Annotated in this window: 18 protein-coding genes; 5 read left to right on the top strand and 13 right to left on the bottom strand. The window is 73.0% G+C overall.

All coding sequences use genetic code 11. The annotated features are described in order from the left end of the window. Window positions 1-55: 55 nt before the first annotated feature. The 5 genes from ACNYS0_RS09595 to ACNYS0_RS09615 form a co-directional block, all read right to left on the bottom strand. Entirely contained in the window at window positions 56-406 is a 351-nt protein-coding gene (locus ACNYS0_RS09595; RefSeq protein ID WP_422472312.1) for a gas vesicle protein GvpO, read from the bottom strand. A gap of 44 nt (window positions 407-450) precedes the next feature. Further along, complete coding sequence (gene ligD, locus ACNYS0_RS09600) at window positions 451-1338, bottom strand: non-homologous end-joining DNA ligase (RefSeq protein WP_422472314.1); 888 nt, start codon at window positions 1336-1338, stop codon at window positions 451-453. 178 nt (window positions 1339-1516) lie between these two features. Beyond that, the gene (locus tag ACNYS0_RS09605; protein WP_422472316.1) at window positions 1517-3376 is read right to left on the bottom strand and encodes a transketolase; all 1860 of its coding nucleotides are present in this window, start codon (window positions 3374-3376) and stop codon (window positions 1517-1519) included. Next, the gene (locus tag ACNYS0_RS09610; protein WP_422472318.1) at window positions 3373-4728 is read right to left on the bottom strand and encodes an NAD(P)/FAD-dependent oxidoreductase; all 1356 of its coding nucleotides are present in this window, start codon (window positions 4726-4728) and stop codon (window positions 3373-3375) included. The genes ACNYS0_RS09605 and ACNYS0_RS09610 overlap by 4 nt, the downstream gene beginning before the upstream one ends. 5 nt (window positions 4729-4733) lie before the next feature. Continuing rightward, window positions 4734-5090, bottom strand: a complete 357-nt coding sequence (locus tag ACNYS0_RS09615) for a phage holin family protein (protein ID WP_422414740.1) — start codon at window positions 5088-5090, stop codon at window positions 4734-4736. Window positions 5091-5192: 102 nt separating this feature from the next. On the opposite strand from ACNYS0_RS09615, the gene ACNYS0_RS09620 reads away from it, so the two are divergent. The 4 genes from ACNYS0_RS09620 to ACNYS0_RS09635 all read left to right on the top strand — a co-directional run bounded on the left by ACNYS0_RS09620 (window position 5193) and on the right by ACNYS0_RS09635 (window position 9192). After that, window positions 5193-5567 (top strand): VOC family protein, encoded by a 375-nt coding sequence (locus ACNYS0_RS09620; protein WP_422472320.1) that lies wholly within the window; start codon window positions 5193-5195, stop codon window positions 5565-5567. A 55-nt stretch (window positions 5568-5622) separates the two neighbouring features. Further along, complete coding sequence (locus ACNYS0_RS09625) at window positions 5623-6324, top strand: GntR family transcriptional regulator (RefSeq protein ID WP_422414742.1); 702 nt, start codon at window positions 5623-5625, stop codon at window positions 6322-6324. A 140-nt stretch (window positions 6325-6464) separates the two neighbouring features. Beyond that, entirely contained in the window at window positions 6465-7745 is a 1281-nt protein-coding gene (locus tag ACNYS0_RS09630) for an amidohydrolase family protein (protein WP_422472322.1), read from the top strand. Window positions 7746-7896: 151 nt separating this feature from the next. After that, window positions 7897-9192 carry an amidohydrolase gene (locus ACNYS0_RS09635; RefSeq protein WP_422472324.1) on the top strand — a complete coding sequence of 432 codons (1296 nt, stop codon included), beginning with the start codon at window positions 7897-7899 and terminating at the stop codon, window positions 9190-9192. A gap of 1143 nt (window positions 9193-10335) precedes the next feature. Here ACNYS0_RS09635 and ACNYS0_RS09640 read toward each other — a convergent pair. Beyond that, window positions 10336-12312, bottom strand: coding sequence for a DUF5107 domain-containing protein (locus tag ACNYS0_RS09640; RefSeq protein ID WP_422472326.1), 1977 nt, complete (start codon window positions 12310-12312; stop codon window positions 10336-10338). A 230-nt stretch (window positions 12313-12542) separates the two neighbouring features. Here ACNYS0_RS09640 and ACNYS0_RS09645 point away from each other — a divergent pair, with 230 nt between their 5' ends. After that, window positions 12543-12884, top strand: a complete 342-nt coding sequence (locus ACNYS0_RS09645) for a DUF6204 family protein (RefSeq protein ID WP_422472328.1) — start codon at window positions 12543-12545, stop codon at window positions 12882-12884. On the opposite strand, the gene ACNYS0_RS09650 is transcribed toward ACNYS0_RS09645, so the two are convergent. The 7 genes from ACNYS0_RS09650 to ACNYS0_RS09680 form a co-directional block, all read right to left on the bottom strand. Further along, a complete protein-coding gene (locus ACNYS0_RS09650; protein WP_422472330.1) occupies window positions 12862-13539 on the bottom strand; it encodes a GNAT family N-acetyltransferase in 678 nt (225 codons plus the stop codon). The genes ACNYS0_RS09645 and ACNYS0_RS09650 overlap by 23 nt on opposite strands. Window positions 13540-13610: 71 nt before the next feature. Then, a complete protein-coding gene (locus ACNYS0_RS09655) occupies window positions 13611-13853 on the bottom strand; it encodes a LapA family protein (RefSeq protein WP_422472332.1) in 243 nt (80 codons plus the stop codon). Window positions 13854-14002: 149 nt separating this feature from the next. Further along, complete coding sequence (locus tag ACNYS0_RS09660; RefSeq protein ID WP_422472334.1) at window positions 14003-15856, bottom strand: CocE/NonD family hydrolase; 1854 nt, start codon at window positions 15854-15856, stop codon at window positions 14003-14005. A gap of 261 nt (window positions 15857-16117) precedes the next feature. After that, entirely contained in the window at window positions 16118-17041 is a 924-nt protein-coding gene (locus ACNYS0_RS09665; protein WP_422472336.1) for a S66 peptidase family protein, read from the bottom strand. Then, on the bottom strand, window positions 17038-19152 hold the full coding sequence (locus ACNYS0_RS09670; protein ID WP_422472338.1) for a prolyl oligopeptidase family serine peptidase: 2115 nt from the start codon (window positions 19150-19152) through the stop codon (window positions 17038-17040). Before ACNYS0_RS09670 ends, ACNYS0_RS09665 begins: the two co-directional genes overlap by 4 nt. 108 nt (window positions 19153-19260) lie before the next feature. After that, the gene (locus tag ACNYS0_RS09675; RefSeq protein WP_422472340.1) at window positions 19261-20613 is read right to left on the bottom strand and encodes a M20/M25/M40 family metallo-hydrolase; all 1353 of its coding nucleotides are present in this window, start codon (window positions 20611-20613) and stop codon (window positions 19261-19263) included. Continuing rightward, window positions 20606-21439 carry a M55 family metallopeptidase gene (locus tag ACNYS0_RS09680; RefSeq protein ID WP_422414753.1) on the bottom strand — a complete coding sequence of 278 codons (834 nt, stop codon included), beginning with the start codon at window positions 21437-21439 and terminating at the stop codon, window positions 20606-20608. The genes ACNYS0_RS09675 and ACNYS0_RS09680 overlap by 8 nt, the downstream gene beginning before the upstream one ends. Window positions 21440-21538: the final 99 nt, after the last annotated feature.

Here is a 21538-nt window from a genome sequence, read left to right on the forward strand (position 1 = left end):
GGAGGCAGGTCCTCCCTGTCTGTGTAGTACGCGGTTCGAGGCGGGGCGCGACGGCCTACTGGCCGCCCTGCCTGTGTGCCGGCTCGGAGCGCCCCCGCTCGTAGCGGCGGATGCGCCGGTAGCCGGTCAGGACGCCGTGCGGATCCAGGCTCACCTGGTAGCTCGCCAGCAGGCTCATGGTGTCGGGGACCCGGGCCACTTCAAGGACCTCGATCTCCAACTCCCAGCCGTCCTCGGTGCGTTCGAAGGACGACACGGTCTCGGCCGCCATGCCGGTGAGCTCCGCCAGCTGGGCGCGCGCTTCACGCAGCACCTCCATGGGGCCCGGCGCGCCGCCCGCCTCGGTGGTCTTGTCGTCGCCGGGCTCGCGCTCCGACGACGCTTGCGTCTTCTTTGTGTTTGTCATGGCAGCCTCGGTCACCGAGTCTCCACAGATGTCCGGAACAAACCTCAACTCCCTTGCCGGGTCCGGAGTTTGCGCCAGGCGGGGCCGAGCGAGCGGCCCCGCCCGAGGAGTCCATCCCACGGGTCGGTGCGGGCCTGCTCGACCGCGTTCGTGATGTTCCAGTGCCGGGCGCCGATCGCGGGGGCGCCGAGCTGCCGCCACGTCAGGGGTGTCGCCACGGGGGCGCCGGGCTTGGCACGCACGGTGTACGGCGCGACGGCCGTCTGCGCGTAGGCGTTGCGCAGCACGTCCAGGAAGAGACGGTCGCCGCGGTCCTTCTTGCGCGGGGCCGTGGTGAGCGCGTCGGGGTGTTCGGCGGCGAGTGTGTCGGCGACCTGGCGCGCGAAGTCCCGCACCTCGTCGAAGTCCTGGCCCCTGTCGAGGGGGACGACGACGTGGACGCCGCGTGAGCCCGTGGTCATCGGGGCGCTGGGCAGGCCCAGGTCGTCCAGCATCGCGTGCGTCAGGCGGGCCGCCTCGCGGACGGTCTCGAAGTCGTCGGTCGCCGGGTCGAGGTCGAGGACGAGGCGGTCGGGGTGGTCGATGTCGTCGGCGCGCGACAGCCAGCGGTGCAGGGTGAGGGCGGCCTGGTCGACGAGGAAGATCAGGGTGGCGGTGTCGTCGCACACGGTGTGCGTGACCGTGCCGCCCTCCTTCGGCACCTCCGCGCGGTGGATCCAGTCGGGGTAGTGGTCCGGGGTGTCCTTCTGCATGAAGCGGGGACCGTCGAGGCCGTCGGGGTGCCGTTCGAGCATCAGGGGGCGGCCGCGGAGGTGCGGCAGCGCGAACGGGGCGATGGCGCGGTAGTAGTCGGCGAGGTCCTTCTTGGTGATGCCGTCCGGCAGCAGCACCTTGTCCGGTCGCCGGACGTCGGGGGTACGGGTGTCCGTCATCGAAGGGCCTCCTTTTAGCTGTTGCGCGGCAACGTCGTTACGGCCTCGGGGCTCCGCCCCGGACCCCGCGCCTCAATCGCCGGCGGGGCTGATTTTGCTCACCCGTCGAGCAATTCGAGCCCCTGCGGCGATTGAGCAGCGGGGTCCGGGGCGGAGCCCCGAGGGCGCAACCACGGGGTCATGACGTGACCGCGTGCTCCACCAGTAGACCGACCGCGGCCACGATGCCCGCCGCGTCGATGCCGGCCGCGGCCAACTGCTCCGCCGGGGTCCCGGACCCCGGAATCGTGCGGACACCCAAGCGGGCCATCCGCGGAGCCGGTTCCGCGTCGGAGAAGGCCTCGGCCACCGCGTCCCCGATGCCACCCTGCTCACGGTGGTCCTCCACCGTGAGCAGACACCCGGTGGCCCGCGCCGCGTCCCGCAGGGTGCGGCGGTCGACCGGCTTCACGGAGTACAGGTCGATCACCCGCACCGGGATCCCGGCCGCCGCGAGCTCGTCCGCCGCCTTCAACGCCTCGTGGACCGTGACACCCGCCGCGACGACCGTCACCCGGTCGCCGTCCCCGGAACGCAGCACCTTGCTGCCGCCCACCGGGAAGTCCTCGTGCGGCGGATAGATCACCGGCGCCGCGCCGCGCGAGGTGCGCAGATAGCGGATGCCGGTCGACTCGGCCATGTGCGCGACGAGTCGGGCCGTCTGGTTGGCGTCGCAGGGGTAGAGGACGGTGGTGTCGGGGATGGCGCGGAACATCGCCAGGTCCTCGAGGCCCATCTGCGAAGGACCGTCCTGGCCGATCGCGACGCCCGCGTGCGAGCCGACGAGGTTGAGGTCGGCCCCGCTGATGGACGCCATCCGGATGAAGTCGTGGGCGCGGGTCAGGAACGCCGCGAAGGTACCCGCGTACGGCAGCCAGCCGCGGGCGCTCAACCCCACGCTCGTGGCGACGAGTTGCTGTTCGGCGATGAAGCACTCGCCGTACCGCTCGGGGTGCTCCTTGGCGAACATCTCGGTGCGCGTGGAGTCGCCGACCTCGCCGTCGAGCGCGACGACGTCGCCGCGCGCGGAACCGAGGGCGACGAGCGCCTGCCCGTAGGCGTCACGGGTGGCGACCTCGTCGCCGACGTCGAAGCGCGGCAGGTCGAGGCGGCCGCTGCGCACCGCGTGCAGGACGCGCGCGGCGGGCGGCGCCTGCACCGACACGCGCAGGCCGCGGTCGCCGCCGAGTTCCCGGACGGCCTCCGCGGCGTCCGGCAATGGCTTGCCGTGCGCGCCCTCGCGGTCCTCGACCGCGGCGACGCCCTTGCCCTTGAGGGTGCGGGCGAGGATCACGGTGGGGCGACCGACGGTGGACGCGGCCTCCGCGTACGCGCGGTCGATCTCCGCCACGTCGTGCCCGTCGATGACGACGGTGTGCCAGTCGAAGGCCTTGAAGCGGCGGGCGTAGGCGTCGAGGTCGTGGCCGTGCCGGGTGGGTCCGCGCTGGCCGAGCCGGTTGACGTCGACGATCGCGGTGAGGTTGTCGAGCTGCTCGTACCCGGCGTACTCGGCGGCCTCCCACACGGAGCCCTCCGCCAGCTCGCTGTCGCCGCACAGGACGTACACCTGGTAGCCGACCCGGTCGAGCCGCTTGCCCGACCAGGCGATACCGGCCGCGACCGGGAGTCCCTGGCCGAGCGATCCAGTGGCCGTCTCGACCCAGGGCAGGCCGCGCGGCGTGGGGTGCCCCTCAAGGCGGCTGCCGAGCTTGCGGAAGGTGAGCAGTTCGGCGTCGCTGAGTGCGCCTGCCGCCTTGTACGCCGAGTAGAGGAGCGGCGACGCGTGGCCCTTGGAGAGGACGAAGCGGTCGTTGCCGGGGTGGGCGGGGCGGTCGAAGTCGTAGCGGAGGTGACGGGCGAAAAGGACCGCCATCAGGTCGGCGGCGGACATCGAGGAGGTGGGGTGCCCGGAGCCCGCGGCGTCGGCCGCGCGGACCGAGTCGACCCTCAACTGCTGCCCGAGGTCGCGGAGTTCGGTGTCGCTGTACGTGGTGGTCATGAGGCACCTCCTTGGTCCTGCTGGTCCGCCTCCTGCTTGTCGCGGCTGTCGTCGGGTACGCGCGCCAGCTCCGGTGACGCCGTGTCGAGCGGCACGGACCAGGAGCGCACGAGGCCCAACTGCACTGCCTGGCGCGGCAGTACGGAGTCGAGCAGCCAGTCGGCGGCGACCCGCACCCGGTTCCCCGGCATCGCCGCCAGGTGGTAGCCGCGGGTGACGGCGCCCGCCAGCGGGCCGGAGAGCGGGACGCCGAGCGGGTTCGCGGCGGCCTGGGCGCCGCCGAGGTCGACGGTGAAGCCGAGGTCCTTGTGCCGGTAGTCGCGGCGCTCCCCCTTGCCGAGGGACGCGGCGACGTTCAGGCCCGCGACGCGCCCCTGCCGCCAGGCGTGCTGCGCGGTCATGGGTGTGTACTCGCCCGGTTTCTCCAGGTCGGGCACCGCGGCCGCGTCGCCGCACGCGAACACCTCGGGGTGTCCCGGCACGTTCAGGCCGGGGTCGACGAGCAGCCGGCCGCGCTCCAGGGGCCGCCCGAGTTCGGCGACCAGCGGGTCGGGGCGGACGCCGACGCACCACACGAGCGTGCGGGTGTCGACGAACTCGCCGTCGTCGAGGAGGACGCCGTCCTTCGTGGCCTCCTTCACGGAGGTCTTGGGCCGGATCTCGACGCCGCGCCGGCGCAGCACGCTGTCGGCGGTGCGCGAGAGATGCCGGTCGAGTTCCGGCAGGACGCGCGGCGCGAGGTCGAGCAGCATCCAGCGCGGGCGGATGCCGTGGCGCAGCGGCTGCTTCTTCACGAGCGCGTCGGTCAACAGCTGCCCCTGCGCGGCGACTTCGGTGCCGGTGTAGCCGGCGCCGACCACGACGAAGGTGCAGCGGGCCCGGCACTCCTGCGGGCTGTCCGCCGCGGCGGCGAGCTCGATCTGCCGGGTGACGTGATCACGCAGGTACAGCGCCTCGGGCATGCCCCGGAAGCCGTGCGCGTGCTCGGCGACGCCCGGCACCGGCAGCAGCTTGTTCACGCTGCCGACGGCCAGGACGAGCCGGTCGTACTCCAGGGTGCCGCGGCCGCCCTCCGGGTCGGTGTAGGAGACGACCCGCTCGTCGAGGTCCACGCCGTCGGCCTCGCCGAGCACGAGCCGCGCGTGCGGCAGCGTCCCCGACAGCGACACGGTCACCCGGCGCGGTTCGAGCGTGCCCGCGGCGACCTGCGGCAACAGCGGCAGGTACAGGAAGTAGTCGGTGGGATTGAGCAGGGTGACGTCGGCGGTGTCGCGGGCCACCCGCGCCAGCATGCGGGCGGCCCGGTATCCGGCGAAACCGGCACCGACGATGACGACTCGGGATCGGCTCAAGGTCCTCACGCTCCGGGTGTCGGCGGTCCGGTCGGCATCGGCGGCGCGGTGGGCACCGGGGGCCGCCCGGGTCGCGCCGCGCCGCGCAGCACGTACGCCGCGACGGCGAGCACCACGGCCACCACCAGGGCAGCGCCCCAGTCCGGCATGCCGAGGGCGAGGACGAGCCCGAGCGCGAGCGCCACGGCCGCCCCCGCGTAGAGCGCGGCGACGCCGGCTCCCGCGTACAGGGCGGCCCTGCGGCGCTGCGCCCGCACGGTCGCGGTGAACTCCTCGCGGAGCGTCTCGCGGACGGCGTGCGTGACCCGTCCGGCCAGCTCGTCGGTCAGCTGCTCGTTGATGTGTTCGCCCATGCGTTCCATGCGCGCCGGGTACCCGGGCGCCGCGTCGAGTAACGACGGCCCATGGACCCGCTTCCGTGAAACGATCACGCGCTCCCGGCCCCTCCGACTAGGCTCCTCCCCATGGAAATCCTGGGAACCACGCTGCGCGTCTGCGTCGAGGACCTGGAGTCCTCGGTCACGTTCTACGAGAACCTCACCGGCAGCGAAGCACTGCGGTTCGAGCGCGGCGGGGTCTCCGTGGCCGCGGTCGGCTGCTTCCTCCTGATGAGCGGGCCGAGGGCCGAGATCGACGTGCTGCGCAAGGTCGCGGCGACGATCGCGGTCGCCGATGTCGAGGAGGCCGCGATGCTGCTCACCGCGTCCGGCGCCAAGGTCATCGCGGGTCCGGTGCCGAGCCCGGCGGGCCGCAACCTGATCGCGATGCACCCCGACGGCTCGGTCTTCGAGTACGTGGACCGTCAGGCACCGTCCGAAGAGGCCGCCGCACAGGCCTGACCGGGGGCGCGGCACGTATCCTCGCCCGGGGCACGACGGGCGAAGGACGGTGCACGTGGCGGGCAGCACGGCGGGGTCGGACGAGGGACGCCGGGGGAAGGCGTCCCTGAGCGCGCAGGCGCGGGAGGCGGTGCGGCAGCGCATCGTGGACCGCCGCTACGCCATGGGCGCGCGGCTCGTGGAGCGGGAGGTCGCCGAGGAGCTGCGGATGTCGCGGGTCCCGGTGCGGGAGGCGCTGCGGGCGCTGGTCGCGGAGGGCCTGCTCGAACTGCTGCCGCGCAGCGGTGTGCGGGTGCGCCGCCTGGAGCGGACCGATGTGCGGCATCTGTACGAGGTGTGGGAGCCGCTCGCCGTACAGGCCTCGCGGCTCGCGGCGCGGGCACTCACCGCGCAGGACCCGCCTTCTCTGGACGCGCTGCGCTCCTGCCTCGACCGGGCGGAGCGGGCGGCCGCGGCCGACGAGGGCACGCGCGAGGTGGCCGCGCACACCGAGTTCCACGAGGAGATCGTGGCGCTCGGCGGAAATCCGCTGCTCGCCCGCACGATGGAGCAGCTGAGCTGGCAGCTGCAACTGCTGTTCGGGCTGCGCGAGGAGCCGGCCCACATGCGCGCGCAGCACGCGGACATCTTCCGGCACATCGCGGCGGGCGACGAGGAGCTGGCGGCGGCGAGCACGCTGCTGCATGTCAGGGACAGCCGGGCGGTCGCCCTGAGGTCGCTGTTCGGCGACACCACTTTGTATACCGAGGGCGAGTGACCCCGTAAGACGCACCCCACCCCCTCCCCCACAAACAGGGCATTCAGCTACATAGGCATGGACTCCCTTGTCGCGCCATCCACTTTGGTATACAAAAAGGCGGGCCAGCTCATCCTCGTAGAACCCCTCCTGGAGCCCCCATGTGCGTCGAGCCCGCCGAGCCCCCGTCCAGCCGACTGACCCGCCGCGGTGTCCTCGCCGCGTCCGCCGTGCTCGCGGGCACCGCGACCGCGCTCGGCTCCGGCGCGACCACGGCCTCCGCCGCACCCCGCCGCCCGGCCACCGCGCCCCGCGCCGGTGACCTGGTCGTCGACGGCGGCACCCTGCTCGACCCGGCCACCGGCGAGGTGACCGAGGACGCGGTCGTCGTCATCCGCGACGGCGTGGTGCGCGCGGCCGGAGCGCGCGGCCGGGTGGAGATCCCCGGCGACGTCGAGCGCCTCGACGCGCACGGCCGCTGGGTGCTGCCCGGACTCGTCGACGCGCACATCCACCTCAACACCGCGACCGAGGCCCTCGACGCGGTCCGCAAGGGTGCCACCAGCGCGCGCAGCGGCTCCACGAACTTCTACCAGGACATCGCCGTACGGGAGTTGGCCCGCCAGGCCCCCGAACTCGCGCCCCGCCTGAAGGCCGCCGGCATCTTCGTCACGCCCGACCTCGGCGACACAATCCTCGGCGACCCGGACCTCACCCCGCTGGCCCGCATCAAGGGCGGCGTGCGGTCCGCCGAGGCGCTGCGCCGCGTCGTCGAGGTGAACCTCCAGCGCGGCGCCGACGTCATCAAGACCCGCGTCAACCCGCGTGCGGGGCTTGCCGAGCAGGACCCGCTGGAGCAGGTCTACTCGCGCGAGCAGTTGTCCGTGATCGTCGCGGCGGCCAAGCGCGGCGGCAAGGGCGTGCTCTGCCACAGCTACAGCGAGAAGGGCTGCCACGACGCGGTGCTCGCGGGCATCCGCTCCCTGGAGCACGGCGCGTACGTCAGCGAGCGCACGCTGGCCGAGATGCGCCGCCGCGGCACGTTCTTCACGCCGACCCTCGGCGCCATCGCCGGCATGATCGGCTCCGACGACCCGGTCCTCGACGAGCGCGGCCGCACCTACCTGCCGCTGCTCAAGAAGGCGGCCCTCGCCGCGCACGAGATGGGCGTCCCGCTGGCCGCCGGCACGGACTCCTCCGGCGGCACCGTCGACCCCATCGGCGGCGAGATCGAGCTGATGCGCTCGGCGGGCCTCAGCGCGCTCGACGCGATCCGTACGGCCACCACGGGCGCGGCGAAGCTGCTCGGCCTCGAGGGCACCGTGGGCCGCCTCGCCCGCGGCAGCGCGGGCGACGTGCTGCTCGTCGACGGCGACCCGCTGGCCGATGTGTCGGTGCTCAAGAAGCCGGCGGGCGTGGTGCGTTCGGGCATCGCGGTCTGACCGCCGTACGCCTTCACCGATTTCACCACCTTCACCACCTTCACCGCCTTAACCACCTTCACCGCCTTCCCTATCTTCACCGCCTTCCCTACCTTCCCCACCTTCATCTTTCTCTCGGATTCCCCCTCGAACTCGAACGAAGGAGAACGGCATGACTCCTCCCCTGTCACGGCGCGGTGTCCTCGCGGGCGCGGCCTCGATCGGCGGCGCCGCCCTGGGCGCGACGTCGACGCAGGCGCAGGCGCAGGCCGCGGAGTCCCGCAGCCCCGGCAAGGCCGTGGTGTTCCGCGACGTCCGTCCCTTCGGCGCCCGGGAGTCCGTGGATCTGACCGTCGTCGACGGGAAGTTCACGGACGGGCCCGCGCCCGCCCACGCCAGGATCGTCGACGGCCGCGGCCGGATCGCCCTGCCGTCCCTGGTGGACGCGCACATCCACCCCGACAAGACGACCTGGGGCAGCGACTGGATCTCGCGCAAGCCGGCGGACGGCATCGCCGACTACTGCGAGCAGGACGTCGAGGTGTTCCGTACGCAGAAGCGCCCGGTCGGCGAGCGGGCGTACGGCCTGATGGCGCACGCGGTGACCCGCGGCACCCGTGCCATGCGGGCGCACGCGGACGTGGCGCCCGCCTATGGCCTCGCCGGGGTCGAGGGCGTCGCGCAGGCGCGGGACCGGCTCGCGGACGCGCTCGACGTGCAGATCGTGGGGTTCCCGCAGCACGGTGTCGTACGCACGCCGGGCACGGCCGAGCTGCTGAAGGCGGCGGCGCGGGACGGGCTCGTCGACATGGTCGGCGGCATCGACCCGATCAGCTTCGACAACGCCATGGACGAGCAGCTCGACCTGCTCTTCGGCCTCGCGGACCGGTACGGCATCGGGGTGGACATCCACCTCCACGACCGCGACGAGAAGGGCACGAAGGTGCTGCGCGGCATCATCGAGCGCACCAAGGCGCTGTCGCTGCGGGGGAAGGTGACGGTGAGCCATGTGTTCTGCCTGCCGCTCCTGAAGGACGCCGAACTGGCCTCGATGGCTGGCGACTTGGCGGACCTGGACATCGCCCTGACCACGGTCGCGCCGAGTGCGGACCTGGTCCTGCCCATCGCCAAGCTGAAGGAGCACGGGGTGCGGGTCGGGCTCGGCTCCGACGGGGTGCGGGACTCCTGGAGCCCGTTCGGCAACGCGGACATGCTGCACCGGGCGCACATCCTCGGCTGGGTCACCGACATCCGCCTCGACGATGAGCTGGCCGCTTGTTACGCGGCGGGGGCGCACGGTGGGGCGGATGTCATGGGGCTGCCCCGGGTGGAGTTCAAGGCGGGCGATCCGGCGGACTTCGTGCTGGTGCGCGGGGAGGGGGTTCCGCAGGTGGTGGTGGACATGCCGCAGCGGGACGTGGTCGTTCACCGGGGGCACGTGGTGGCGCGGAACGGGGAGCTGGTCTAGCCACCTGTGGCGTGGGGGTGGTCCGTCCCCACGCCACGGGGGGGGGCCGCGTGCTCCCGCCCACGAGCGGTGCCGTTGCACCCATCCGGCGTTCCGGCCACGGGACTCGGCCCCCGCGGGCTCTCGCCCAGAACGGGACCACTTACGCCCAACCGGGGTTACGGCCTCGGGGCTCCGCCCCGGACCCCGCGGGCTCTCACCCAAAGCGGGACCACTTACGCCCAACCGGGGCTGCGGCCACGGGGCTCCGCCCCGGACCCCGCTGCTCAATCGCCGCAGGGGCTTGAAATTGGCCCACCCGCCCCAGGGGCACGAGTGCGTGATCGGCCCACCCGCCCCAGGGCTTGAGTTTTACCCAGCCGCCACAGGGCTTGACTTGGCCCGCCGCCCCGCAGGCGACGCCCTTGCCCCCACCCATCTCCCTCCCCCCGCCCATCTCCCTCCCCCCGCCCCCTCCGGGGGCGCCGGCCTCCCGGGGTGCCGCCGGGCACGACTCCACGCCCGTTACGCTGAGCCGCCACCGCCTTGGGCACTCGCCCCGACACGGCTCCCCACCCACTACGGTCAGCCCCACCGCCCTGGGCACCCGCCCCGACACGGCTCCCCACCCACTACGGTCAGCCCCACCGCCTTGGGCAATCTGCCGCCTTGGGCGGCAGGGTGGGCAAGGCGGCCCCCGGTGCAGCGCACCCATGGCCACGGGCGCCAACCCCGGCACAGCGACCGGGCCCCGGACGGGCCGAAGCCCCCGGAGGGGGCGGGCGGGTGGGAGATGGGCGAGGCCCGGCGCAGCCGCACACCGCACACGACCCGGACCCGACGCCCCGCTCCAGACCAGCCCACCGATCCACACGGCACAGCCGAACACGACCCGTCACCCACACCGCACGACGCAGCCAGACACCAACCGCCACCCCGCACGGCACAGCCGGACACGACCCGTTACCCACCCTGCACGGCACAGCCAGACCCGACCCGTCACCCGCACCGCACGACGCAGCCAGACACCAACCGCCACCCCGCAGGGCGCAGCCAGACCCGACCCGTTACCCGAACGTACGGCGCAGCCGGACACCAACCGCTACCCGCACGGCGCAGCCAGACCCCACCCCGCTACCCGCACCGCACGGCGCAGCCGACCCGCTACCCCGCGGCGGACGGCCGCATGCGGAACTCGTATCGCGTCGGCACCGGGTCCCCCGGCGGAGCCACCCTCGCCCACACCTCGCCGAGCGTCTCCGCACCCTCGCGCAGATCCGCCACCTCGAACCCCTCGTCGAAGATGGCGCGGGCCGCGCCGAACTCACCCTCCGCGCACAGGAGTTGCGCCTCGATCAGCCGAAAGCGCCCCCGCTCCCGCGTGGGCGGACGCAGGCGGTCCCACACACGTCGCGCCTCCGCGACCCGCCCCACCGCGAGCAACGCTTCGATCGCCTCCCGCCCGAGGGCCCCGCACGCGGAGCGCCACGGCTCCCCGTCGTCGCGGCGCTCCGCGCACAGGTCGTCGAAGGCCTCGACGTAGCGGTCGGCGGCCCGCTCCACGTTGCCGTCCGCCGCGTCGGCCACGGCGAGGCAGCGCAGGAACGGCCAGAGCGAGGGCGCCAGTTCGAGCCCGCGTTCCCAACTGCGTACAGCCTGCGCCCGATCGCCCGCGTGCCACTGCGCGACGCCCAGGTGGTACTCGGTCTGCGGGCGGGCCGGTGCCGTCTCCAGCATGTCCCGCCAGGGCGGGGCCACCAGAGACGGGCCGGGCGGCCCCACCCGGCGCTGCTCGGGGAACGCCCCCGTCTCCAGCAGCGCGCGCCACGGCGCCTGCTCCTCGCCGAGCGTCGACTCCTCGAACGGCGTCCCCGCCAACTTCCATCCCGCGCGCAGCACTTCGAGCGCGCCCCACCCGGACCCTACCGCGAGCCGCTCCCCCGGCTCCGTATCGGCGCAGCCTCGCCACGCCTCGTACGCGGCGTCGACGTCGGCACGTGGAAGCACGCCCTCAAGGCGTCGCTCCACCTCTTCGACCGCGCGCCCCCAACTCCCGGTCGAGTGCACGGTTTCCGCGTCCGCCGACAGCGGCCCGTACGCCTCCAGCCAGCTGAACTCGCCCTCCGGTTCCAGACGCACGTGCTCCAGCTGCGTGCGCGCGAGCCCGGCCTGGATCTCGCAGTAGCCGCCCGTGCCGGGCTCGGTCAGCCACTCCTGCCAGCGCCGCCCGCCCGTCCCCGCGCCCCACACGAACAGCTTCCGGCCGCGCAGCAGATCCGTCGAGGTCTGCACGAGGCCGTGTCCGGCGTCGTCGAGCGCGGCGATCCAGCGGCGCCGCCCGTCCTCGACCTCGTAGAAGTAGTCGGCGGGGAACTCGCTGCCCCGCGGGTACGTGCGGTCGGCCCCCTCGTACTCCGGCACGGGTACGCGGCTCAGCGTCTGCTCGTACGCGAAGTACCAGGCCTCGTCGGCGGGCGCGAGCACCCGGCGTTCCTCCGGCACGGCGATGTTGGACCACCAGTACGTGGGCGCGGGCTTCTCGTGCGGATTGCGGATCCGTACGCCGACGTAGAGGAAGTCGGAGCCGTCGGGGAGCCAGAGGTCGACCTGGAACGGCAGGTCGCGCAGGCGTTCCCACTCCCACAGGCGCAGCATGTCGCCGCCGTCCGGGGCGGGCACGCGCGCCGCGTGCAGGGGTGCGCAGGACAGGGCGGTGTGGCCGGTCGCGCCGATGTTCCACTCGATGCCGCCGGAGAACCAGGCGCCGTTGAGCGCGAAGTCGGCGGGCTGGAACACCGGGTTGCGGTACAGGAGTTCGCGTTCGGTCGGCTTGTGGAAGAGGGAGGCGACGCGGCCGCCGAGGCCCGGCAGGACCGTCGCCCGCAGCCGGTCGTTCTCGATCACGATCGTGTCGAGGTCGATGGGCGCGCGGTCGCGCCCGTACCCGTCACGGATCCGTTCGGGCAGCACGCTGCTCAGCGGCCGGTAGCCGACCTGCCGGGCCATGTCGAGCGGCATGTCCTCCTTGGCGCGCTCGTCGACCTCGTGCATCTCGTCGAGTGGTCGCAGCGGCGGCAGCGGATTGTCCGGGCCCAGGGGCACGCCCGGCAGGGTCAGTACCGCACGGCGGATCTCGGTCACGTGTGCCTCCCGTCGCCAGGGGCGCGGCCCGCCCCGATGACCATGGAACATGGTCAGGCGGGAGCTGAACAGGGTGGCCTCCGGTCAGGATTGCGCAAAGCCGGACCGCGGGCGGCTTCCGGCGCCCCGATATTCCGTGGGCGTCCCGTCCGCCCCGACATACGCTGGCGGTTTCAGCACGTCGCCGCACCAGGCCGGCGGCCCCGTACGCCCGAGGAGAACGCACCACCATGGCCGAGAGCCACACCTACCGCGTCATCGTCCGCGCCGTCTTCGAGGACCTCACCGACGCGGCGCGGGAGCGACTGCTCGCCGAGGCCGCCGAGCACGAGGGCATCGCGGGCATGAAGTTCGGCCCCGAGGGCTCGCTCGCCTACGACCAGGCACTCAAGCACTTCTCCATGCGCTACGTCGTCGAGTCCGACCCGGACGACGGCGAGGAGATGGCCGGTGCGCTCGCCGAGGAGAAGGCCGAGGCGTATCTGAAGGAGCGCGGCTACGGGCACGGGGAGCTGCGCTCGACGGTGACCGACATGGACACCATGAAGATCAACAGGAAGTCGCGCCGCTAGGGCCTGATCCGAACGACGGGCCCTGACCGCCGCCCTGCCTCGTCATCTCGGCCGTCAGCGCCCAGCGCTCGTGGTCGCGCCAGGCGCCGTCGATGAAGAGGAAGTCCGGGGAGAGGCCCTCCAGACGGAATCCGGCCCGGCGGGCGAGCGCTATCGACGCCGCGTTGCCGGGCTGCACGTTGATCTCCAGGCGGTGCAGCCCGAGCGGGCCGAACGCCTGCCGGACGACGAGGTCGAGGCCCTCGGACATCAGTCCGCGCCCGGCCGCGTGCGCGAAGGCGCCGTAGCCGAGCGCACCGCAGCGGAACGCGCCGAGCACCACGTTGTTGATGTTGATGAACCCGGCGAGGGAGCCCGTGAGGGTGCCGCTCGCCCCGCCGTTCCGCTCGTACACCAGGAACCCGTACCGGGCCGGGTCCGCGATGAGCCGCCCCGCGTACTCGGTGTAGGCGGTGGCGCCGGTCGGCGGGAACAGCCAGGGCCGGTGCAGCTCGACGCTCTCGCGGGCGCGTGCCGTGAACTCGGCGACGTCGGCCGCGTCGAGGGAGTAGGGGCGAATGCCCACGCGAGTGCCCGTGGCGAGAAAGTCCGGAGAGGGAGAGCCCGGAGCGGGCGAGTCCGGAGTGGGGGCGTCCGGAGCGGGGAGGTCGGCCATCCGGTCAGCTTAGGAAGCGGTTGTCCGCCGCCACCTCCGGGGGCGGGGACGGCGGTCGCCGACCCCGTCGCTCACTTGTGCCTGCGCGACACGAAGTAGCCGCCGCAGATCGCGCCGATGACCGCCGTGATCAGCAGCGCCAGGTACAGCGGCACCGTGACCTCGGGGATCAGCAGCCGGATCTTCACGTGCCGGGTGTTCTCGAAGATGAAGACCAGGCCGAGGACGGCCAGGACGAGCACGCCGATCCTGGCCGGGGTGAACGCGCCGGAGCCGCCGCTCTTCGAGGAACTCGAACCGCCCTTGGGGCTCATCGGTGGACCCTTCCGTCGTTCCCCCGGAGGCCGGTCGCCGCCTCCCCTGCCAAGGATGGCCGGGGAGACGCCACGAACGCACAGGTCAGGGGACCGTACGGGTGACGGCCCCAGGGCTGTCGGGGGCTTCCGGGGCCGCCAGGTCGCTCCTACGGCACGACGGGCAGCCGCACCGTCCCGGTGTCGCCGGGCGCGCTGGTCACGGTGACCGGCTTGATCCCCTTGTTGCCGCCGTACGCGTCGTCGCTCGCGGCGATCACGAACCGGATCCGGTGGCCCTTCTCGTAGCGGTGCACGATGCCGGGGAGGGAGACCGTGAAGGGGCGGGTGACGTCGGGCACGCGGACCGGGGCGACGAGCCGGTGCACCAGCGTCTTCGAGCCGTCGGGCGCGACGTCGTACAGCTTCGCGAAGAGCACCAGCTTGTCGGCCGCGTCCCCGGAGTTCTGCACGCGCTCCGTCTTCGGCGAGATCACCTTGAGCGTCGCCTTCGGGGCGCCGACGACGTCGGTGGCGGCGGTCAGCGGTTCGGTGGTCCAGTCGAGGTAGGTGCCCCTGGTGTCGTACGGGGCGGGGTCGGGCAGGCCGATGAGGCCGGCGAGCGAGGACTCGGAGTGGCTGGTCGGGACGAGCCGGTTCCGGTACTCGCGGCTGCCGCGGGCGACCTTCTTCCGGTTGTCGACGAGCTTTCCGTCGCCGGAGAGGTACAGCGTGCGGTTGAGGGCGGGGACGGCCGGGGCGGTCGCGTACGTCCCGTCCGGGTCGGCGATCCAGTCGCGGTAGTAGGCGAAGGCGGGGCCGGTGTCGGTGCCGGCCTTCTTGTGCAGGTAGCGGTCGAACCAGGACAGGATGCGGCGTCCTGTGTAGCTGGTCTCCAGGTTGCCCTCGGAGAGGTTCAGTTCACCGGCGGCCGGGTCGGTGAGGCCGCCGCTGTGGCCCCAGGACTGCCAGATCATCTTGGCGGGGGTGCCCTGCGCGGCGAGCGTGTCGTACGTCGCCCTGGCCTCGTTCAGGTTGAACAGCGAGTCGGCCTGCCCCTGCACGAGGAGCGTCGGCGCCTTCACCTGCTTCAGGTACGAGACCGGGGACACGCTGCGGGCGTAGGAGAGCAGCCGCTGGGTCTCGGCGGCCGGGTAGCGGCCGGAGTTGAGCGTGCGGATGGTGGCGCAGGCGTCGTCGACGAAGTGCAGGCAGCTGAGCTTGTTGATCCGGGACGGGTCGAGGGACGGGGACAGCAGCGGCTGGCCCTCGCCGATGAGGTAGAACCCGTTGGTCCACTGCCATTTGAAGGCGCCGGGGACGTCGGCGGCCTCCGGGCCCCGCGCGTTCTGCGGGTCGAGGGAGTACGCGAGGTCGTTCCAGGTGATCAGCGGGACGAGCGCGTCGACGCGGTGGTCGACGGCGGCCGTGGCCAGTTGGACGGCGCCGCCGTACGAGCCGCCGATCATGCCGACGCGCGGGTCGCCCTTCTTGTCGGCGGTGACGTAGTCGATCTTCGTGCCGTCGTCGGCGGCGCGGGTGCCGGCGAGGAGGTCGACGAGGGCGGAGGCGGCCTTGCCGTCGATGCGCGGGTCGTCGAGGGAGACCAGGCAGCCGGACTTTCCGAAGCCGAGGCCGGAGTAGGCGAGTGCGACGTAGCCGCGCTGGGCGAAGGCCTTGGCGCTCGCGTCGGTGGAGCCGTCCGCCTTGCTGCCGCCGAAGCCGTTCGTGGTCAGGACGGCGGGGGCGGGGTGCGCGGCGTCGACGCCGGCGGGGCGGTAGAGGTCGGCGTCGACCGTGCAGGTCCGCTCCGCGGTGCGGACCGTGATCTTCAGGGGGGTCGGCGTGATCTCGGGGGCGTCTGCGGTGGATGCGGATGCGGTGGCGGGGGCGGCCAGGGTGGCGGCGGCGATCACGGACAGGGCGGCGGCGAGCGTGGTGCGGGATCTGGGCACGGCGACCTCCACGGTGTGCCTTACCGGCGGGTAACGGTAAGTGCGGAGCCATCGTGTGGCACGTGTCATCAGGGGGCAAGGACCGTGCGGGGTGAATCTGTGCGGTGGGGCGGAGGTTTCGTGAAGCGGGTGTTCGTGGCAGGAGCCGTGGTCGACGCCACGGGGCTCCGCCCCGGACCCCGCTGCTCAATCGCCGCAGGGGCTTGAATTGCCCACCCGCCGCGAGGCTTGAGGTGCCGGTTCCGCCTTGGGCAATCTGCCGCCTTGGGCGGCAGGGTGGGCAAGGCGGCGCACGGTGCCGCGCAACGCTGCGGGGGCTCCGGCAACGAGTTACCGAAGCGCGGGCACGTCCAGCGTCAATGTCCCGGCGTCGGCGTCCAGTTCACCCGCCACCCCCAGGGGCAGCGTCAGCGCTCCCTCGCAGTGGCCGAACCCGAAGTCCTCCACCACCGGCACCCCGAGCCCGCCCAGCCGTTCCTCCAGCAGCCCGCGCAGTGGATCGCAGTCCGCCCACGAGCCGAGCAGAATCCCGGTCACCCCGTCCAGCCACCCCCCGCGCAGGAGCTGCGTCAGATACCGGTCCACCCGATACGCCTCCTCCCCCACGTCCTCCAGGCACAACAGGCCACCCCGCGCCGAACCCCGCGCTCCCGCCGCACCGAGCTCCGCCGCGAGCAGCGACAAGCAGCCGCCCAGAGTCACACCGCGCGCGGTCCCGGGCATCAGAGCTCCGCCGCCACCCGCCACCGCGGAGATCACCCGCACCGTCTCCGGCTCGAACAACGTCGCCCGCAGATGCCCCTGCGCCCGCGGGTTCTTGAGGAAGTCGGCCGTGGCGACCATCGGCCCGTGCAGCGTGCTCACCCCGAGCCGCACCGCGAACGCCTCGTGCAGCGCGGTGATGTCGCTGTAGCCGACGAACACCTTGGGCGGCGCGGCCCGCATCGCCTCCCAGTCCAGAAGGCCGACCATGCGCTGCGCCCCGTACCCGCCGCGCGCGCACAACACCCCGTCGACGTCCGGATCGCACCAGGCCCGCTGGAGGTCCGCCGCCCGGTCGGCATCCGCGCCCGCCAGGTAGTCGAACTCCGCGTGCACGTCCAGGACATGGGGCAGCACGACCGGTTCGAGGTCCCAGCCGCGCAGGATGTCGAGACCGGTCTGGAGCGCGTCCTCGGGGACCGGGCCGCTGGGCGCGACGACGGCGACCCGCGCGCCCGGGCCCAGCCGCTCCGGGCGGCGCAGTGGTCTCACTTCGTCAGCTCAAGGGCGGGGACGCCACCCGGCTGGAGGCCGAACACCTGGGCGTACAGGGAGAGTTCCGCCTCCAGGGCGCGGATCATCGTGTCCGCCCGGCGGAACCCGTGGCCCTCGCCCTCGAAGGCGATGTACGCGTGCGGCACCCGCCGCCCCTCGCTCTCCACCCGCTCCAGGAACCGCTCGCACTGGACGGGTGGACAGATCACGTCGTCGAGCCCTTGGAGCAGCAGGAACGGGACCGAGAGGCGGTCCGCGTGCTCGGCGGGCGAGCGCTCCGCGTAGCGGGCGGGCACATCGGCGAGCGGTCCGACGAGCGACTCCAGGTAGCGGGACTCGAAGTCGTGGGTCTCTCCCTCGGCCCAGCCGGTCAGATCGAGGATGGGGTAGATGATCGTTCCGCAGGCGTAGACGTCCGTGCTGGTCAGGGATGCCGCGCTGGTCCAGCCTCCGGCGCTGCCGCCGCGGATGGCGAGCCGCTCGCGGTCGGCGGTGCCCTCCTCGGCGAGGGCGAGCGCGACGGCCGCGCAGTCCTCCACGTCGACGACGCCCCACTGCTCGCGCAGCCGGTTGCGATACTCACGCCCGTAGCCGGTCGAGCCGCCGTAGTTGACCTCGGCGACGCCGATGCCGCGCGAGGTGAAGTAGGCGATCTCCAGGTCGAGTACGAGGGGCGCGTGGCTGGTGGGGCCGCCGTGCGCCCACACGACGTACGGCGGGAGCTCGCCGTCGGTGGCCACGTGGGTGGGGCTGTGCGGCGGGTAGATGTGGGCGTGGATGTCCCGCCCGTCGGGGCCGTCGAAGGTGCGGATCTGGGGTTCCGGGTAGTACGCGGGGTCGACCGGGTCGTGGTGCGCGGCGCCGATCACACGTGTGTGCCCGGTGAAGGTGTCGAGCTCGACGACCTCGGGCGCGGTGCGCGGGCTCGCGGCGACGCCGACGACGCGGCTGCCGTGCACGGCGAGCGTCGACGACCAGGCCGTCCAGGGCCCCGCCGTGTCGACGACCTCGCCGGTCTCCGGGTCGAGGATGCCGAGCGCGGTGGCGCCGACGCCGTGCACGACGGCGATGAGGCCGGCCTCCAGCGGCTTGAACCAGCTCAGGCCGAGCTTCCACATCGGCCCGCCGAACTCCTCGTCGCGGGCGCACAGCGGCCGGGCGGCGGCGAGCGTCGGCCGCGCGAGGGCGCCCTGCGGCGTGGTGGGCACGGACAGGGCGGCGGCCCCGCGGACGTCGGCGCCCCGGGACGGCGGCTTCGCTCCCCCGGGCGCGACCTCCCAGCCACTGCGCACGTCCAGCCGGTACAGGTTCCACCAGCCACTGCGGTCACTGGAGAACAGCAGCCCGCCGTCCGGCGCCCACTCGACCTGGCAGACGGACTCCTCGGCGCCGCCCGCGACGGTCTGCGCCGGGCCGAAGGCGCCGTCGTCGGTGACCTCCGCGAGCAGCAGTTCCGTGCCGTCCCACGGCATCCGCGGGTGATCCCAGGCGATCCACGCGGCGCGCCGCCCGTCGGGCGAGAGCCGGGCGGTCGTGACGAACCGGTGGGCGTCGTCGGAGAGTTCGCGCACCGCCGCCCGGTCCTCGGCCGCGGAACCGTCGAGCGGCACGGCCGCTACCAGGCGCCGCAGGTCGCCGGGGCCCCCGCCGGTGAACTCCTCCAGGACGCACCACACTTCGCCGCGCTCGATGTGCAGGTGCGGGTCGACCCAGCGCAGCCCGCCGCCGATGTCCGAGACGGGGGTGAGCGGGCGCGGCTCGGCGCCGGGGGCGTCGGGCTCGTACGCGTACAGGCGCTGGTCGGCGAAGTTCACGAACACGACGAGGGGACCGCGGGGGTCGTCGGGGCGCTCGGTCCCGGCCCAGGGCCGGCCGCCGTACTCGATGACGCGGCTGCGCACGTTCCACGGCGCGGGCAGTACCGAGCGCTCCGTGCCGTCGGCCAGGCGGCGCACCAGGGCGCGGCGGCCCGCCTCGGTGGGCCGGGGTTCGGTCCACCAGGCCTCGGCGCCGACGAAGCCGACGTACTCGGGCTGCCCGTCGTGCGCCGCCGCCAGTTCGGCGTCGATCGGCGACGGCCAGGATCCGTACTCTCGCGTGTGCAGCATGTCGTCCCCGCCCCGCATTTGTCCGGTGGCCCCCATGTTCTTCGCGTCCGCCATCTTTTCCTAGTCCGTGTCCCTGCGGGTGTTTCTACTGATACGTGTACGGGCGGTTCAGGCCGTGCGCAGGAATCTGTCGAGCACGCGCACCCCGAAGTGCAGCGCCTCCACCGGAACGCGCTCGTCCACGCCGTGGAACAGCGCCTGGTAGTCGAAGCCCTCGGGCAGCTTGAGCGGGGCGAAGCCGTAGCCGGTGATGCCGAGCCGGGAGAACTGCTTGGCGTCGGTGCCGCCCGACATGCAGTACGGGACGACGCGGCCCTCGGGCGCGAACTCCTCGACGGCCGCGCGCATCTTCGCGTACGTCGGTCCGTCCACCGGAGCCTGGAGCGCGACCTCGCGGTGGTGGTACTCCCAGTCGACGTCGGGACCCGTGAGCCGGTCGAGGGTGGCCTTGAACTCGTCCTCGCCGCCCGGCAGGTAGCGGCCGTCGACGTGCGCCGTGGCCTCCCCCGGAATCACGTTGATCTTGTAACCGGCGGACAGCATCGTCGGGTTGGCGCTGTTTCGCACCGTCGGCGCGACCAGGTCGGCGGCCGGGCCGAGCGCCGCGAGCAGCGCGTCCACGTCGAAGTCCGGCGCGTCCACGTCGGCCCGGATGCCGTACAGCGCGGCCATCTCGGTGAGCGCGGCGCGCACCGTCGGCGTGAGGCGCACCGGCCACTCGTGCGCGTCGATGCGGGCGACCGCGGCGGCGAGCCGGCCCACCGCGTTGGCCTTGTTGACCTTGGAGCCGTGTCCTGCCTTGCCGCGCGCGGTGAGCTTCAGCCAGCCGGTGCCGCGCTCGCCCGCCGCGATCGGGTACAGCTGCCTGCCGCCGCCGTCGTGGAAGGTGAAGGCGCCGGACTCGCTGATGCCTTCGGTGCAGCCTTCGAACAGGCCGGGGTGCTGGTCGGCGAGGAAGCCCGAACCGTCCTCGGCGCTGGCCTCCTCGTCGGCGGTGAAGGCGATGACGATGTCCCGGCGCGGCCGGAATCCGGCGCGCGCCCACTGGCGTACGGTCGCCAGGATCATCGCGTCCATGTTCTTCATGTCGACCGCGCCGCGGCCCCACACGACGCCGTCGCGCACCTCGCCGGAGAACGGGTCGACGCTCCAGTCGGCGGCCTCGGCCGGTACGACGTCCAGGTGGCCGTGGACGAGCAGGGCCTCGGCGGTGGGGTCGGTGCCCTCGATGCGGGCGACGACATTGCCGCGGCCCGGGGTGCGCTCCAGGATCGTCGGCTTCAGTCCCGCCTCGGACAGCTTCTCGGCCGCGTACTCGGCGGCGGGCCGCTCCTGGCAGTCGCCGCCGCCGCGGTTGGTGGTGTCGATGCGGATCAGCTCGGAGGTGAACGCGACGACCTCGTCGAGCGCCTGCTGGTCCACGGTCCCGAGGGATGCCGCGCTGTGGGCCTGCTCAGCCATACTGTTCCTCCACCGCGGCCGAGGCGATCGTGGTGACCGCCTTGAAGGTGCGGATGCCCTCGTACATGGTCTCGTGGGTGTACGCGATCTTCCGCTCGCCGACCTGGCGCACGCCGGGCACGACGGTCGAGGCCATCGCGAGGTGCTCGGCGTCGAACTCCACCTGGATCGTGAACGGGCCGCCCTGAACCGGCTCGTGGCGGACCGCGACGGACGCGGCGTCCTTGGCGGCGGACCGGATGTCGGCCGCGGTCCGCGCGGGGGTGCGGCACACGGCCGCGTACCGGGAGACGTGGTCCTTGACGGCGACCTTGCGGGCCTCGGGCGCGTACCCGAGCGCGTCGTCGCACGCGTGGTCGTCGCCGGTGACGAGGACGACGGGCACCCCGTACTCGGCCACCACGTGCGCGTTCAGCAGGCCCTCGCTGGCCCGTACGTCGTTGACCCAGACGCCCGTGATCTGGTTGGCCAGGTAGGTGTGCGCGAGCACACCCTCCATGCCGGCGCCCGCGTGGTAGCCGATGAACGCGATGCCGTCGACGTCACCGTGCTGGACGCCCTCCACCATGGACAGCGACTTGTGCCGCCCGGTGAGCATCTGCACCCGCTCGTCGAGCTGTTCGAGCAGCAGGTTGCGCATCGTCCAGTGCGCCTCGTTGATCAGCACCTCGTCGGCGCCGCCGTCGAAGAAGCCGAGCGCCGCCGCGTTCACGTCCGACGTGAACATCGAACGGCAGCGCTCCCACTGCGGTGTGCCGGGCAGGACGTCCGCGGGCCAGGTGACGCCCGTGGCCCCCTCCATGTCGGCGCTGATGAGGATCTTCATGGCCAGAACCGTACGCGGATCCGGCCAGGACGCACCAGACCTGTGGATAACTCCCAGTGGTGTAGACCAATTTCCCACTCGAAGAGCGGAGTTCTCGCT

It is taken from the genome of Streptomyces anthophorae (assembly GCF_049310305.1).
GTDB lineage: Bacteria > Actinomycetota > Actinomycetes > Streptomycetales > Streptomycetaceae > Streptomyces.